The organism is Spirillospora sp. CA-294931 (assembly GCF_050946795.1).
In the GTDB taxonomy this organism is placed as follows: Bacteria; Actinomycetota; Actinomycetes; order Streptosporangiales; family Streptosporangiaceae; genus Spirillospora.
Genome location: NZ_CP192006.1, coordinates 3902032 through 3915978 on the forward strand (window position 1 = coordinate 3902032; position 13947 = coordinate 3915978).

Sequence of the window (13947 nt, forward strand, 5' to 3'; positions counted from 1 at the left end):
TCCGGTGATCCGGACCCTCATCGCCGACGACGAGAAGCTCATGCGCGCCGGTATCCGCCTCATCCTGGATCACGCCGACGACATCGAGGTCGTGGCCGAGGCACCGGACGGCCCGTCCGCCGTCCGCGCCTGCCACGAGCACGAGATCGACGTCGCCCTGCTGGACGTCCACATGCCCGGCGGCGACGGCCTCACCGCCGTCGCGGAGATCGCCCGCCTTTCCCCGCGGACCAACATCGCGATGCTCACCGCCTTCGGCGACGACCACAACGTCGCCGAGGCGCTCCGAGCCGGCGCCATCGGCTTCCTGCTCAAGGACACCGGGCCCACCGAGCTCATCCGAGCCGTCCGCGTCGCCGCCACCGGCGAGTCGATCCTGTCGCCCCAGATCACCCGCCGCCTGATCGAACGCCACCTCCTGGCCGACGACGGCGGCGCCGAGGCGGCGAAGAACCGGATCAGGCAGCTCACCGACACCGAACGCGACGTGCTCCGCCTGGTCTCCGCCGGCTTGTCGAACGCCGACATCGCCCAGCGCCTCTACATGGCCACAGGCACCGCCAAGGCCCACATCAGCCGCATCCTCACCAAACTCGACTGCGCCAACCGCGTCCAGGCCGCCATCCTCGCCCACGAGTCGGGCCTGCTAACGGACCCCTGAGCCGCCGCCGATCGCGGCCGAGAGCGCCTCGTGCACGGTCGGCTCAGGGTGGGGAACCGCCGACGGGGAGCGCCAGGTGACGAAGCCGTCCGGCCGGATCAGCATGGCCCCGCTCGGGCTCAACCCCAGGGCGGGCAGGGCGCGTTCTTCGGGGTCCGTCAGGTCATCGCCCAGCTGGAACGCGTGCAGCGGCACCCCGAGGCGGGACGCCGCCGCGCGGGCCCGTGGGACCCAGGGTTTCCCTTCGGGGCCGGCGATCAGCACGAAGGCATCGGAGGCCAGCTCGACAGTGGAGACCTTGGCGCCGTCGCGCTTCAGCCACACGTGCGGGACGCGCGTTCCCGGCCTGCCGTCGAGCCGGAGCCCGCGCTCCAGCACCTCGCCGGGACGATCCCCGTTCGCGTCCGGCGAAGGGTAGCGGTAGCCGGTACCGACGATCGCGAAGTCGCGCAGGTCCGGGTGCCCGCGTTCGCCTCGCCGCCGTACCTGCTGCCGCAGCAGAGCCTGGTCGGCGGTGGCCATCGCCACGGGACGGCGTTCGGACTCGTAGGTGTCCAGCAGTTCCTCGCCCGCCCAGCCGTCCAGCACACCGGCGAGCTTCCAGGCCAGATTATGGGCGTCCTGCACGCCGACGTTGGCTCCCAGCCCGCCCGTCGGAGGCTGCACATGACAGGCGTCACCGACGAGGAAGACCCGCCCGCGGCGGTAACGGTCCGCCACCTGGTGGGCCAGGCGCCACCGGGTCGCGCTCTGGACCCTGACCGGCAGACGCGGCTCTCCCAGTGCCGACCGCAGCACTTCCTCGCACTCGTCGGGGGAGGGGCCGATGCCGGAATGGCGGGCGGGGTCGACGAACAGGTGGAACACCCACCGGGAGGCATCGAGCCGGAACAGCAGGCCCGGAGTCCCGCCCGACAGGTAGCAGATCAGGAACCTGTGATCGCCGATCAACGGGTCGACATCGGCCTCGAACTCCATGGCGAGCACGGAGCCGAGCCGGCCGTGACCGCTCCAGCCGATGCCCAGCGTGTCGCGGATCGTCCCGGCCGCGCCGTCAGCGGCGATCATGTACCGTGCCCGCACCTCGAGACGCTCGCCGTCGCCCTGTTTCACGATGGCGCGCACCTCGTCCGGGTGCTGCCGGAAGTCCAGAACCTCGGCCCCGAAGCGCAGCCCGGCGCCGGAGCGACGGGCCGATTCCACCATCAACGGTTCCAGCTGGTGCTGGCCGCACCACGCCGGGTCGGCCGGCCCCGTCGCCGCCAGGTCGCCGTTCTGCTCCAGGACCCGCGCCGTGCCGTCGCCGACCTGCGACAGCCGCCGCGCGCCCAGCACGCGTTGCGGCAGCATTCCCTGGCTCCAGCCCGTCTCCCGCCAGCGTTCCCCGGCCACGATCCGCAGTCCCCTCGCGCGGATCTGTGGCTCCAGGCCGACGTTCAGGAAGAGTTCCATCGTGCGGGAGGTGATTCCGGAGGCGCGGGGCACCTCGCTGGTGCCCGCGTTGCGCTCGACCAGCAGGCAGCGCACGCCCTGGCGGCCGAGGAACAGAGCCGATGCGAGCCCGCACAGCCCGCCGCCCACGATCAGCACGGGTGTCCGCACCGTCTTCACCGCTGCCCTCCTTTCACGGTGCTCACGATCAACGCCGCGTTGAACCCGCCGTGGCCGCGTGCGATCACGAGCGCGTGTTCGACGTGGGCCGGTCTCGGGTGTCCGGTGACCAGATCGAGGTTGTACGCCGATGGCAGATCAGGCTCGTAGGGCACGGCGGGGATGACGCCGTGACGCATGATCAACAGAGCGCAGGCGACGTCCAGCGCCGCGCCTCCGGCGTACAGGCGTCCGGTCAGGGCTTTGGGCGCGGCGACCGGGACGCCCCGATGCCCGAACACCTCGGCGATGGCCCCGGCTTCGGCGGCGTCCAGATCGGGGCGGCCGCCCGCGTCGGCGAGGACCACGCCGATCCGCTCCGGCGCGAGGCCGGCGTCGTCCAGCGCGCCCGAGATCGCCCGGCTCAACGCGCCCGGACGCGACGAGCCGGGCGGTGGGTCGAAGGACGCCGCATACCCGGTGATCGCGCCGTACGCACGCTCGAAGGCCGCGTCGGCGCGCTCAAGGACGAACATCGCTCCGCCTTCGCCCGGGACGTGGCCGCCGGCCGCGCGGTCGAACGGGAGGTAGGCCCTGGCGGGGTCGCTCTCGGTGCTGAGCAGCCCGGACGCGATCTGCCCGGCCAGGCCCCACGGGCACAGCGGCGCCTCCATGGCCCCGGCGACCGCCACGCGCAGGGTCTCGTTGCGCAGCAGGCGCCGGGCGTGACCGAGGGCGTCCAGCCCACCGGCCTGCTCGCTCACCAGCACGCTGCCGTGGCCGCGCAGCCCGTGCCGGATCGAGATCTGGCCCGTGTTGACGGCGTAGAACCAGGCGAAGGACTGGTAGGCGCTGACCGCCTGGGGCCCCTGGCTCCACGACTTCTGCAGCTCGCGCTGACCGAACTCGAACCCGCCGAAGGCCAGCGAGGTGACCACGCCGACGTCGTAAGGGTCGAACGTCCCCACGTCCATGCCCGCGTCGTCCAGCGCGCCCTGCGTGGCCGCCAGCGCGAACCAGGTGACGGGGTCCGACTGCGGCAGCAGCCGGGCGGGTACCCGATCTTCGGGACGGAAGCCGGTCACTTCGCCGCCGACCTTCACCGGGTAGCGCGCGGCGTCGAAACGGGTGAACGGCCTTAGCCCGCTTTCGCCCGCCACCGTCGCCTCCCAGTAGGCCGGCGCGCCCAGGCCGTTCGGCGCGACGACGTCCAGGCCGGTGATCAGGCAGTGCGTGCTCAACGTGCCCTGCCCTCGGGATCGGTCAGCACGGCCGCGCTCTGGAAACCGCCGAAGCCGCTCCCGACGCACAGCGCCGCCGGCACGCGCCTGTCGCGGGCCTGGTTCGGCACATAGTCGAGATCGCACCGGGGATCGCGACGGTCCAGGTTCGCCGTCGGCGGCAGCGCGCCGTGCTCGATGGCCAGCGCGCAGGCGGCCAGCTCGATCGACCCGACCGAGCCGAGCGCGTGCCCGATCGCGGCCTTGATCGAGCTCACCGGAACCTCATAGGCCCCGCGGCCCAGACCCCGCTTGAGCGCCGCGGTCTCGTGCGCGTCATTCTGCTGGGTTCCCGAGCCGTGGGCGCTGACGTACCCCAGGCCGGACGCTCCGAGCTCCGCCTCGCGCATCGCACTGGTGATCGCCTCGCCCAGCTCGCGCCCTTCCTTGTGCAGCCCGGTCATATGGAAGGCGTTGCACCGGGTCGCGAACCCGGCCAGCTCGGCATAGACGTGCGCGCCGCGCCGCTTGGCGTGCTCGAACTCCTCCAGGACGAGAATCGCCGCCCCTTCCCCCAGCACGAAGCCGTCACGATCCGCGTCGAAGGGGCGGCAGGCGCGCGCGGGGTCCTCGTTGTTGGGCGAGGTGGCCCGGATGGCGTCGAAGCAGGCGGAGGTGATCGGCGAGATGGGCGCGTCGGAGGCGCCGGTGACGACCACGTCCGCCGAGCCCTCCCTGACCAGCTCGAGCGCGTGGCCGACGGCCTCCACGCCCGACGTGCAGCCGGTCGAGACCACGATGACGGGGCCCTCGGCCCCCGTCCGCCACGCGACCTCGCGGGCCAGCGGCGTGGGGACGACATAGTCGTAGAGCCACGGGACCGCGCGTCCGGGATCGACCAGCCAGTGCCGGCCGCGGTCACTGGCGGCGGCGTACTGGTTGTCGAGCCCGATCGTGGCGCCGACCGCCGTGCCCACGCTCACGGCGACCCGCTCGGCGGGCACACCGGCATCGGGCAGCCCGCTGTCCTTCAGCGCCTCGCTCAGTGCGAACACCGCGAACTGGACCATCCGATCGAGCTCGCGCGCCTCCGCGGGCGCCAGGCCCGCCGCGGCGGGGTCCCAGTCGATCTCGGCCGCGATCCGGGACCGGAAGCCCGAGGCGTCGAACAGCGTGATCGGCCGCGTCGCGGTGCGTCCGGACAGGACGAAGTCCCAGAACCCCTCCCGCCCGCGCCCGCCGGGAGCGCACACCCCGATACCCGTGATCGCCGCTCGCCTCATCGCCGACCACCCACGGCCGGAGGCGCCTGGTCGGGAAACGGCACCGGTTCGGCGTCCACATGCCCGAGCTCCGGGCTCGGTGCCAGCGGGCCGATGCCGAAGACCACCAGCGCCTCGGCGTCCCCCACGTTCTCGATGCGATGCTCGGCGTCACGAGCCACGAAGACGGCCTCGCCGCGCCGGGCCCGCACCGCCTCACCGTCGATCCGCACCACGATGTCGCCCGCCGCGACGTATAAGAACTCCTCCGAGTACGGATGCCGGTGCGCGGCCATGAACTCGCCGGGCGCCAGCGTCAGGGTGCCCAGGAAGCCCGCGGTCGCCCGCACCGTGGCCGGGGTGAGCAGGGCGCGGACCTCGCCGCCCATCCTCCTGCTGGCCGCCACCCCGGCGGGCGAGACCACCGGCGGGCTCATTCGCGTCCCGCCTTCCAGTGGTAGAACTCCTGCGCCCGGGCGTTGTGCACCCCGCGCCGCCCCTCCACGTACGGCGAGACGTACCGGTTGACCTCGTCGACGATGGTGAACGCCGGGTCCTTGTGCTTCTCCTGGATCCGGGTCGCCAGGTCGCCCTCCAGATCGTCCGGCGCCTCGACGAGATGGAAGTAGAGACCGTTGTAGTGAAAGAGCGTCCGGGCGACGACTCCGACCTCGCCGGGCTGCGGCCCCTTGTCATGCTCGGCGAAGGCGCGGGCCACATGCCCCGCGTCGGCCGGCTCCATCCTCATCACGAGAAGTGCTCGCTGCATCATGCCCCCTACGATCGGACCGCGGCCGCGGCCTCCACCTTGTCCTTGATGACCGCCATCTGCTGCCGCGACGTCCGATCGATGCGCTCGACCGCGCTCCCCAGATCGAACGGCGCCTCGGGCCGCACGTCGAACGCCTGACGCCAGCGCAGCTCCGTCCCCGGCCCCCGTTCGGCGTAGTCCCACCTGATCTGCATGAAGGTGAACGGCCCCGGCTCGACGCGATAGGCCGTGGCCCTGCGCGACGCCAGGTCGCTCCTGCGCTCGCTCACCCAGCTCCACACCGACCCGTCCTCGTCGGGCACGGTGGTCAGCCGGAAGCGGACCGTGTCGTCCCGCTCCCCGAGAACCTCGACGGCGGCGTACTCGGTGAACAGATCGGGCCACCCCCGCACATCGTTGGTGAGCCGCCACACCACATCGAACGGCGCGTCGATGGAGACCGTGTTGTCCGTCTTCCCAGCCGACACCGAAGAGATCAGCTCGAGCACCCGCTCAGAACTGAGCTCGACCACCGGTGCCGGCAGCGCCACGCCATACCGTTGACCGACGATGGCCTCCAGCTCCAGCGCGGCCACGGAGTCAACCCCCAGATCCGCTAAGGAAGTACCCCAGCCCTCCTTGCCGACCTCGACTCCCAGGTTCTCGACGAGGATCCTCTCCAGCTCCGGCCGCAGCCCGTCCTCCCACATCCCGGTTCCTTTCGCTCGTTTCTGGCCGAATACCCCGACCGTAACGCTACGAAGCGGAACAACCACCCACAGTAGCTAGATCCTTCGTCAAACGCTCTGTACCGACCCCAAGCCCAAGCCACACAAGACGCCGCACCACGGTGGGTTGTCCGACACTCCACCCACGATCAGGGCATGAGCGACGACGCGATTGCGTACTACAGCAGGGTGCTGGACGAACACGGGTTGTCCGCGGCGGCGTGCTGGACGGTCATCGAGCCGATCGGTGGGCCGTTCACGATGGGAACCATCGCTGAACGGCTCGGTGGCGAGGCCGCCGAGATCGAGGTGTTGCCCTGGAGCGCAGCGTACGACGCACCTGCTGGTCTCGTTCGAGGGGTCTGGCTCCAGACCAGCGACAAGGTATCGACATCTGCGCGCTGGATGAGGAACTGGACCCTCTGTACGCGGCGTTGTGGCTCGCGTCCTCTACCGCCTTCCAGTCCTTCACGCGTGACCTGGTGGAGGTGCTGGTCGACGTGGGGGAGTTCTCCGCCGAGCCAGAGATCCCACCGATCCTGGAACACCTTGCCAAAGGAATCCCAATGGGAGACCAGCGCTACCAGGTGTTGCAGCAGCTTGCCCGACGGTTCGTGACTGGTGACTTAGGAAGGATGTGCGTCGCAGCTCGGCCAGATCTATCCCGCCGTCGTGACGTGTCCGGGCCAGATCTGCACGAGATGGTTCTCCATCGAGGCGGTCGTGGTGACGGCGAGCCGTACCCGGTAAATGACATGTGGCCAGATGTGGGTGGTCAGCGTCGCCACATGTTCGTGCTGACCCCCGGGTACCACGCACACGAGCTCCGGGTGCGGGTAGCTGGTCCACTGCTGGCTGGTTTCGGCGACTGTTCCCCCGGTGGGCGCCTCGGGCGCCGTCGGCAGGACGTGAAGGTCGAGATCAACTTCTCGTGCCTGCGTCGTGATGAGGAGGGCCGCCCCGTCGAAGGTGCCACCGAGCCGTGTCGCGCGGGGGTTGTCGTGGGCAGGCATGGTGTCGACGGCGACGTGTTTCCCACGCCATGCGGGTTGACGCAGTACATAGCCCGTGGCGCCGCCGAGGCCGAACCGCAGCCTCGTGTGCTGCGGTGGCCCGGGGTCGTGCGCCGGAAGTTGTATCTGATCAAGGATGGCGTCACGCGTTTGCAGGCATGCGTCGGCTTCTTCGGGTTCACCGGTGCTCAAGAGGGCGAGCGCGGTCCGGTCCATTTCGGCAAGTGCAACGTCCCATTGCCGGTCGGTCAGTGCTACGTGGATCTGTGACAGGGCCTCGTCGTGCCAGCCGATGGCTTCCTGGATGGCCAGACCGTCAGCCGCGATGCCGCGTGGGTCGCCCCGCTGGGGTTCGACGGCGATCGCGGAATGCATGTGCTGGGTGATTGTGTTGGCGTGCGCGCTGGTGAGCGTTACACGCGAAAGTTCGGGAGGCATGGTGATCCTCAGTGAGTTGGGTGCGCGGAGCGCGGCCTGGGTACCCGCTCCACAGGAGCGGGCACCCTGGCGTCGGTATGTTTAGCGGGCTAGTACTGGTCGCATTGTTTCACCGTGGGGATCTTGTCCTTGGGCGGATCGTTGAGCACCCATATCCAGTACGGATCGCCAGGGACGTACTTTCCGCCCTCGTCGTAGGACGGCAGGATCCGGTTCGGCTTGTAGAGGGCGTTCTCCAGAGCATTGCCATGTGCGGAGTTCTGCGGTCCGGGCAGGAACGCACACGAACGACGCAGGCTCGTGGTGCCCCCTTCCTCACTGGAGGCGTAGGGGTACTCGTCGCATGACAGGCCGAGCGAAGACGCCTTCTGCTGGAAGGCCGGGGTGCACACTTTCCTGCGGTTATCCTCGATTTTGTACGGATCGATCCGGTGCAGCGGGTTGCCGTAGTTCACGTGGCCGTAGTGCTTGAGGTTGTCGCGTACCTCGATGGCGTACAAGTTGTGCTTGACCACCTCTCGATACTCCCCATATTTCGGATCAGGGTTCGTATAGTCCATGGAGAAGGTCCCGGCGGCCGCGTTACCCATGTAGAACACACAACCGTGACCGCCGATGTAGGTCTCCTTGTCGCAGCGGACGTTGAACGGGTCGTTCAACGGATTGGCAACGTCGTCGCCCGGCCACCCGTGATCGGTGTTGAGAGTCAAGATGACCGTCGGGTTGGTGTACCGGATATTGCCGTCGCCGGGGATCGAGGTCGGCAGTTCGTAGTAGGTGTAGGTATTGGGGAAGATTCTCTTCTTCTGCGGGTCGGGCTTCTCGCACTGGTTTTGCGGGCACACCAGGGAGGCCACGAAATGCGGTGCCGCCTGGAACAGGTCAGGCGCCATGTCGGTCGCGGTCACGCCCACCTGCATCAGCCAGGTATGGTTCTTCGCGCTCAGTGTCGCCCACACGTCGTAGCGGACGATGGCACCCACCGCGCCGGTCTCCTCGTTCACGAGCCGCCCCGTGTCTTCATAACAGGCGTGGAAGCGGTCGTCCGCACGCCGCCGGGTCACCGGTGCCCGGGGGCCAGTGGTTGTGTTTTGGGCGCCGTGTCCCTTGAGCCAAGGCTCCACAGCCCGCTGGCCAACGAGGTGGACCAGTGCTTGTAGATGGTCGCCTTGCTCACGCCGGAGCGGGCGCTGACGGCATCGACCGTCGCCGCCGGCAGCCCGCCCTCGGCCAGCAGCTGGGTAGCGGCGCGCAGCACCGCCTCGCGCACCCGACGGCTGCGGAGGGTGAGAGCCTTGTCAGCCGGCATCGTCGTAGGCCGTCGCCACGGCGACCTCGCGCCACTGCCCGAGCTCGGTCTTGACCTGGTGGAGTTTGGCCTCGACGCGGGCGACGCAGTCGGCACCCAGCTGAAGCCGGAGCGGCGGATCGCCGGCCCCGGCGATGGAGACGATCGCGGCGGCCGCCTTCGCCGGATCACCGGCCTGGGCGTGGTTGTTCTTGGTCCGCCAGACCCGGGTCTGACCGGCGGTCTGCGCGTAGTCCTCGATCACCTGCTCGGTCGTGCGCAGTGAGGAGTCGTCGAGGAAGTCGGTGCGGAAGACGCCGGGCTCGATGATGATCACTTCGATGCCCAGCGGGGCGAGCTCGACGCGCATCGCCTCGCTCATGCCCTCCACCGCGAACTTGGTTGAACCGTAGACGCCCCACCCCTGGCCGGAGGTGAACCCGCCCACCGAGGTGATGTTCAAGACCCGCCCGGACCGCTGGCGGCGCATCACCGGCAGTACGGCCCGGGTCACCGCCAGCAGGCCGAACACGTTGACGTCGTAGATGGCTCGGACCTCGGCGTCGGATGCCTCCTCCACCGCTCCCAGCAGCCCCCGGCCAGCATTGTTGACCAGCACGTCGATACGGCCGAACGCCTCCACCCCGGCGGCCACGGCCTGTTGGACGGCGGCCTGGTCTGTGACATCCAGGTTCACGGCCAGCAACCGATCACCGGCGTCGGTGAGTTCGGCCTTGACCTGTTCGGCGTTGCGTGCGGTGGCGATCACCGCATCCCCCTCGGCCAGAGCCTTGCGTGCGATCTCCAGACCGAACCCACGCGAGGCACCCGTGATGAACCAGATACTCATGGACACCCTCCACACCTGAACTGAACGTTCAGTTCACTTGATGAGTTCGTTCCCGCCACTGGCCCCCGACAATGAAGGACCGCCCGCGCCGGGCACCTGGGCGCCACCCCTGCCGTCACCGCGATCCTTGAACTCCGGGCGGCCGAGGCCCACACCAACGATCAGTCGACAACACAGGTCCGACGGGCCACCGACGCGGCCTTCGCCACCACGGCGACACCGCATCGTCCTCGGGGCCGCCGGACTGTGCTACCGGACGGACGAAGCCCAAGCACATGCCCAGGCCGGGTACCGCTACCTCCGGCTCGGCGACCACAGCCGCGCCCGCGGCCACCTCCGCCACGGCCTGGCCCTGCAAGACGCCACCTACTCCCGCGAGGGCGCACTACGGCACGTCCTGCTCGCCACCACCTACCTGCAGCAGGACCACTGTCAACAGATGTGACACTAACCCCGGTTCGCCGTACCGCTCCTACTCGCGGGCCCAGTTCAGCCTGGCTTGTCCATCATGCAGACGATCCAGCGGCCGTTTGTCCCGAGCCCGGCGGGGCTATCCGCTCAGGCCGCGCAGTTGTGAAAGGCCTCGATGCGCCAGGCGCCGTCCCGCCGAGACAGCACCCAGGTCTCCAGCGTCTGGCTCGCGGGGTCCGGCTCAGCCTCACCGGACGGCACCACGGCCCCCTTGCTGAACACCAGGGCGGCGTCGGTGCCGACGAACCGGACGTTCTGTACCTCATGGACGCCCTTCGACCCTTTGAGTTCACCGGCGAAGACGGTCGCCATGGTGGCGCGGATCGCCTCGCGGTCGGGCAGGTACGCCCCTGGCAGGATCGCCGTGGCTGCCTCGGCGTACGGCGACACGAACGCGTCCGCGTCGTTGGCGGCCCACGCGGCGTAGACCTCATCCAGCACCGCGAGCACCTGACGTTCATCGGTCATGATGATCCCCTTCCGTTCTCGGGACGTGCCCTTCACCCATGCAGACCACCGTCCGCCCGGAAAGGAATCGCTCGCGCGAGACTCTCAGAAACGCTCGAGTGCGGGACGGTGCTGATCAGTGTGTGCGGCGGGGTGGGGCGAGGATGCCGGTGATTTCGGCGACGGCTTCGCTGCCGGGACGGGTGTAGCGCATGGCCGTGCGGGGTTCTTGTGCCGGGTCTTGGCCATGATGAGCTGGAGCGGGACCTTCTGCTCGCCGAGGTGGGTAGCGGCGCAGTGGCGGAGCTGGTGGGGGTCCAGGCCGGTGTGGCGCTCCATGAGGCGCGGACACGGTCGTAGCCGAGGCGGGGCCGTCCGGTGTGCGGGCAGATGTGCTCGGGCCCGGGGCGGCCGAGTGCTGGGGCGAAGAGCAAGAAGCGCTGGTTCGCCAGCACAACTGGGTCGACCCGCATGCCGGGGATGTGTCGTTTGGTGAGTTTGCTGAGCGTTGGATGTCGGTGAACCGGTTCGCGATCAATACCGAGGCGAAGTACCGCTCTCATCTGCGGTGTCATCTGTTGCCGCAGGGGGAGGACTGGCCGCTGGGCGCCATCTTCCATGACCACTCGGAGGTCCAGGGATGGGTCAACGAGTTGCATGAGGATCTGGCGGAGTGGACCGTGGCGTCAGTGTTCGCCACGTTCTCCACGATCATGAATGTGGCGGTCCGCGCGCGGAAGATTCCGGCCAAGCGGGTGTTCACCGGTGCCCGTGGCGGTGAGTTGCGGCGGAGCAACTTCACCCGGCGGTTCTGGCGGCCGGCCTGGGACGGCGATCCCACCAACCTCGACCACCCCCTTCCGCCGATCCTGGCGGGGTTCACCTTCCATGAGGGGCGGCACTTGCATCGCACCTGGCTGGCTGACGACAGCCTTCCCGACGCCGCCCAGGCGGCGCGCCTGGGACACAAGCTCCCGGGCATGGCCAACATCTACGAACACGTCACCGAAGAAGCCAAGCAGCGAGTCCTGGCAGCATTGCAAGCTCGTTGGGAGGACTCTGTCAGGCAGCTGAGCGACGACGAGTTGCGGCATCTGCTGCTGGTCGTGCCAGCAGATCTCCGGCCAAGTATTACTCAGCGTGACTGAAGGCAGTGACGTGGGAGACGCGCGGTAGCGCTCGGGAGGCGATGATCTCCCGGATTTCTCCCATGGAGATCGGAAAGCCCCGGCCCCGGGTGTGGGGCAGGGGCTTGACCTGCGTGAACTTTGGTGGGCGATACTGGGATTGAACCAGTGACTTCTGCCGTGTCAAGGTAATCCACGCTCACGCGTGACCTGCGGCGTAAGGTATCTGTGCAGCTCACACGGCTCTCCCGAGGTCCGTTCAGCGCCGTTCAGAGACCTTGGACGCCAAGATGATCTCCCACTCCTCTCCGGATCTTGGAGAAGGGGGTAGGGCATGTCGTCACGCTCAGTGATCCGTCGGGCCCACGGTTCGGTACCGAATGTCAAACGGCCGCCCGCTGTTCGGTTCGTTGCGTTGCCAGGTGTGAGCTGCACCGGGTTTGGTGAAGTCCTTCAAGCCAGCGTGATCTTGGCTGGCAGGGGAGGAGAATCATCGCGATGGCAGCACCACGCAAATACCCCCAAGAGCTCCGGGATCGAGCTGTTCGGCTGGCCTTGGAGTCCGATAGGCCGATCGCGCAGATCGCTGCGGATCTGGGCATCCACCGCGAGGCGTTGCGGACCTGGGTGCGCCAGGCCCAGGCCGATACGGGTCAGCGGCCTGAGCAGTTGACCTCGGCTGAGCGTGACGAGCTCAAGCGGCTGCGCAAGGAGAACAATGAGCTCAAGCGCGCCAACGAGATCCTCAAAGCGGCCAGTGCGCTTTTCGCCGCCGAGCTCGGCCAGCCCCGGACGAAGTAGTCGTGGTGGTCGACCACCTTCGTGACCGCTTCGGGGTCGAGCCGGTATGCCAGGTCCTGGGCCTGTGCCCGGGCACCTACTACGGCCGCAAACGCCGGCCGCCCTCTGCCCGAGCGCAGCGGGACGCGGTGCTGATTGAGCAGATCACCGACGTGTATGAGGCCAACTACGGCGTCTATGGCGCCCGCCGCGTTCACAAGCAGTTGCAACGCCAAGGCGTTCAGGTGGCGCGCTGCACGGTGGAACGGCTGATGCGCCAGCACGACCTGGAAGGCGTGCGCCGCGGCAGCAAGAGGCGCACCACGGTCGTTGACACCTCGGCGCCGCGGCCACCAGACCTGGTCAACCGCCACTTCACCGCGAACCGGCCAGATCAGCTGTGGCTGGCCGACATCACCTACGTCCGAACCTGGGAGGGGTGGGTGTATATGGCGTTCGTGCTGGACGCCTACTCGCGTCGCATCGTCGGCTGGCAACTGGCCGATCATCTACGCACCGACCTGCCCTTGGACGCGCTGGAGATGGCCATGTGGCAGCGCGACCGCGACCGTCCACCGAGTCGGCAGCGACCAGAGCGCGGCAGCTTGATCCATCATTCAGACCGTGGCTGTCAATACACCAGCTTCCGCTACGCCACCCACCTGGCCGACCTCGGCGTGATGGCCTCGGTCGGATCGGTCGCCGATTCGTATGACAACGCGATGGCCGAAGCGTTGAACGGCACGTTCAAGGCAGAGTTGATCCACCGCCAAACCTGGCGCACTCGCGACCAGGTCGAATGCGCCATCGTCGAATGGATCGGCTGGTACAACCACCGCCGCCTCCACAGCTCGATCGGCAACGTGCCACCGACCGAATACGAGGCCAACCACTACCGTTCTATCAACACACCAGCGCCAACCGGCGCCAGGTAGACCGGACTTCACCAAACCCGGTGCAGCTCAGTGCCCTGAGATCTATGCGCAGGTTCGTGTTCTCTGCGAGGCAGCAGAAGCGACGCTCGACCCCTGTCACGGATCACCTCCGCTCGCGCGGAGAGAACCGCGTGACGGCTCACAGAAGAAGAGGTGGGGCGACTGATGTGCCCTGAGTTCCTGCTGGCCAACCCGCTGGGCGGACGCCCGCCCCAGAACGGCGGCGAGTTCGTCTTCGGCGACCCCGACCTGGGGCGCGCGCATCCCCAGACCACCACGTCCGGCACCCTTACGGCACCGCCCGGAACCGGCTGCATCCCCGGCTGACTTGTCACTCGGCCTGGGGACACCTGCCTGGCCCGCTACCGGTCATCTCCGGGACAGTG

15 protein-coding genes are annotated in these 13947 nt (G+C 68.6%); 4 read left to right on the top strand and 11 right to left on the bottom strand.

Annotation, left to right across the window (positions count from 1 at the left end; translation table 11 throughout):
• The first annotated feature begins 4 nt into the window (after positions 1-4).
• Positions 5-661: a response regulator gene (locus tag ACQPY4_RS17390; protein WP_433337545.1), complete on the top strand. Its 657-nt coding sequence runs from the start codon at positions 5-7 to the stop codon at positions 659-661.
• On the opposite strand, the gene ACQPY4_RS17395 is transcribed toward ACQPY4_RS17390, so the two are convergent.
• The 11 genes from ACQPY4_RS17395 to ACQPY4_RS17445 all read right to left on the bottom strand — a co-directional run bounded on the left by ACQPY4_RS17395 (position 647) and on the right by ACQPY4_RS17445 (position 10740).
• Positions 647-2272 carry an FAD-dependent monooxygenase gene (locus tag ACQPY4_RS17395; RefSeq protein ID WP_433337547.1) on the bottom strand — a complete coding sequence of 542 codons (1626 nt, stop codon included), beginning with the start codon at positions 2270-2272 and terminating at the stop codon, positions 647-649. The genes ACQPY4_RS17390 and ACQPY4_RS17395 overlap by 15 nt on opposite strands.
• Entirely contained in the window at positions 2269-3492 is a 1224-nt protein-coding gene (locus tag ACQPY4_RS17400; protein ID WP_433337549.1) for a ketosynthase chain-length factor, read from the bottom strand. Before ACQPY4_RS17400 ends, ACQPY4_RS17395 begins: the two co-directional genes overlap by 4 nt.
• Entirely contained in the window at positions 3489-4754 is a 1266-nt protein-coding gene (locus ACQPY4_RS17405; protein WP_433337551.1) for a beta-ketoacyl-[acyl-carrier-protein] synthase family protein, read from the bottom strand. The genes ACQPY4_RS17400 and ACQPY4_RS17405 overlap by 4 nt, the downstream gene beginning before the upstream one ends.
• Entirely contained in the window at positions 4751-5170 is a 420-nt protein-coding gene (locus ACQPY4_RS17410) for a cupin domain-containing protein (protein WP_433337553.1), read from the bottom strand. The genes ACQPY4_RS17405 and ACQPY4_RS17410 overlap by 4 nt, the downstream gene beginning before the upstream one ends.
• A complete protein-coding gene (locus tag ACQPY4_RS17415) occupies positions 5167-5505 on the bottom strand; it encodes a TcmI family type II polyketide cyclase (protein WP_433337555.1) in 339 nt (112 codons plus the stop codon). The genes ACQPY4_RS17410 and ACQPY4_RS17415 overlap by 4 nt, the downstream gene beginning before the upstream one ends.
• 5 nt (positions 5506-5510) lie before the next feature.
• Positions 5511-6194 carry an SRPBCC family protein gene (locus tag ACQPY4_RS17420; RefSeq protein WP_433337557.1) on the bottom strand — a complete coding sequence of 228 codons (684 nt, stop codon included), beginning with the start codon at positions 6192-6194 and terminating at the stop codon, positions 5511-5513.
• A gap of 677 nt (positions 6195-6871) precedes the next feature.
• A complete protein-coding gene (locus ACQPY4_RS17425) occupies positions 6872-7663 on the bottom strand; it encodes a hypothetical protein (RefSeq protein ID WP_433337559.1) in 792 nt (263 codons plus the stop codon).
• 89 nt (positions 7664-7752) lie between these two features.
• The gene (locus ACQPY4_RS17430) at positions 7753-8667 is read right to left on the bottom strand and encodes a NucA/NucB deoxyribonuclease domain-containing protein (RefSeq protein WP_433337561.1); all 915 of its coding nucleotides are present in this window, start codon (positions 8665-8667) and stop codon (positions 7753-7755) included.
• Positions 8668-8723: 56 nt separating this feature from the next.
• Entirely contained in the window at positions 8724-8972 is a 249-nt protein-coding gene (locus ACQPY4_RS17435; protein ID WP_433337563.1) for a TetR/AcrR family transcriptional regulator, read from the bottom strand.
• Entirely contained in the window at positions 8962-9801 is an 840-nt protein-coding gene (locus ACQPY4_RS17440) for an oxidoreductase (protein ID WP_433337565.1), read from the bottom strand. Before ACQPY4_RS17440 ends, ACQPY4_RS17435 begins: the two co-directional genes overlap by 11 nt.
• A 558-nt stretch (positions 9802-10359) precedes the next feature.
• Positions 10360-10740 carry an SgcJ/EcaC family oxidoreductase gene (locus ACQPY4_RS17445; protein WP_433337567.1) on the bottom strand — a complete coding sequence of 127 codons (381 nt, stop codon included), beginning with the start codon at positions 10738-10740 and terminating at the stop codon, positions 10360-10362.
• A 359-nt stretch (positions 10741-11099) separates the two neighbouring features.
• Here ACQPY4_RS17445 and ACQPY4_RS17450 point away from each other — a divergent pair, with 359 nt between their 5' ends.
• The 3 genes from ACQPY4_RS17450 (at position 11100) to ACQPY4_RS17460 (ending at position 13888) form a co-directional block, all read left to right on the top strand.
• Complete coding sequence (locus tag ACQPY4_RS17450; protein ID WP_433337569.1) at positions 11100-11867, top strand: hypothetical protein; 768 nt, start codon at positions 11100-11102, stop codon at positions 11865-11867.
• Positions 11868-12344: 477 nt separating this feature from the next.
• Positions 12345-13561 (top strand): IS3 family transposase gene (locus ACQPY4_RS17455; protein WP_433337571.1). Its coding sequence is split into 2 segments (ribosomal slippage): positions 12345-12632 and positions 12635-13561, totalling 1215 coding nucleotides; the frame shifts between segments, so codons are not numbered across the junction.
• A 165-nt stretch (positions 13562-13726) separates the two neighbouring features.
• Positions 13727-13888: a hypothetical protein gene (locus ACQPY4_RS17460; RefSeq protein ID WP_433337573.1), complete on the top strand. Its 162-nt coding sequence runs from the start codon at positions 13727-13729 to the stop codon at positions 13886-13888.
• Positions 13889-13947: the final 59 nt, after the last annotated feature.

Bases quoted from the DNA above. Each gene is read 5' to 3' on its own strand.
- ACQPY4_RS17420 (WP_433337557.1), bottom strand. From the start codon at position 6,194: ATGTGGGAGGACGGGCTGCGGCCGGAGCTGGAGAGGATCCTCGTCGAG.
- ACQPY4_RS17445 (WP_433337567.1), bottom strand. From the start codon at position 10,740: ATGACCGATGAACGTCAGGTGCTCGCGGTGCTGGATGAGGTCTACGCC.
- ACQPY4_RS17440 (WP_433337565.1), bottom strand. From the start codon at position 9,801: ATGAGTATCTGGTTCATCACGGGTGCCTCGCGTGGGTTCGGTCTGGAG.
- ACQPY4_RS17435 (WP_433337563.1), bottom strand. From the start codon at position 8,972: ATGCCGGCTGACAAGGCTCTCACCCTCCGCAGCCGTCGGGTGCGCGAG.
- ACQPY4_RS17410 (WP_433337553.1), bottom strand. From the start codon at position 5,170: ATGAGCCCGCCGGTGGTCTCGCCCGCCGGGGTGGCGGCCAGCAGGAGG.
- ACQPY4_RS17425 (WP_433337559.1), bottom strand. From the start codon at position 7,663: ATGCCTCCCGAACTTTCGCGTGTAACGCTCACCAGCGCGCACGCCAAC.
- ACQPY4_RS17405 (WP_433337551.1), bottom strand. From the start codon at position 4,754: ATGAGGCGAGCGGCGATCACGGGTATCGGGGTGTGCGCTCCCGGCGGG.
- ACQPY4_RS17415 (WP_433337555.1), bottom strand. From the start codon at position 5,505: ATGATGCAGCGAGCACTTCTCGTGATGAGGATGGAGCCGGCCGACGCG.
- ACQPY4_RS17460 (WP_433337573.1), top strand. From the start codon at position 13,727: ATGTGCCCTGAGTTCCTGCTGGCCAACCCGCTGGGCGGACGCCCGCCC.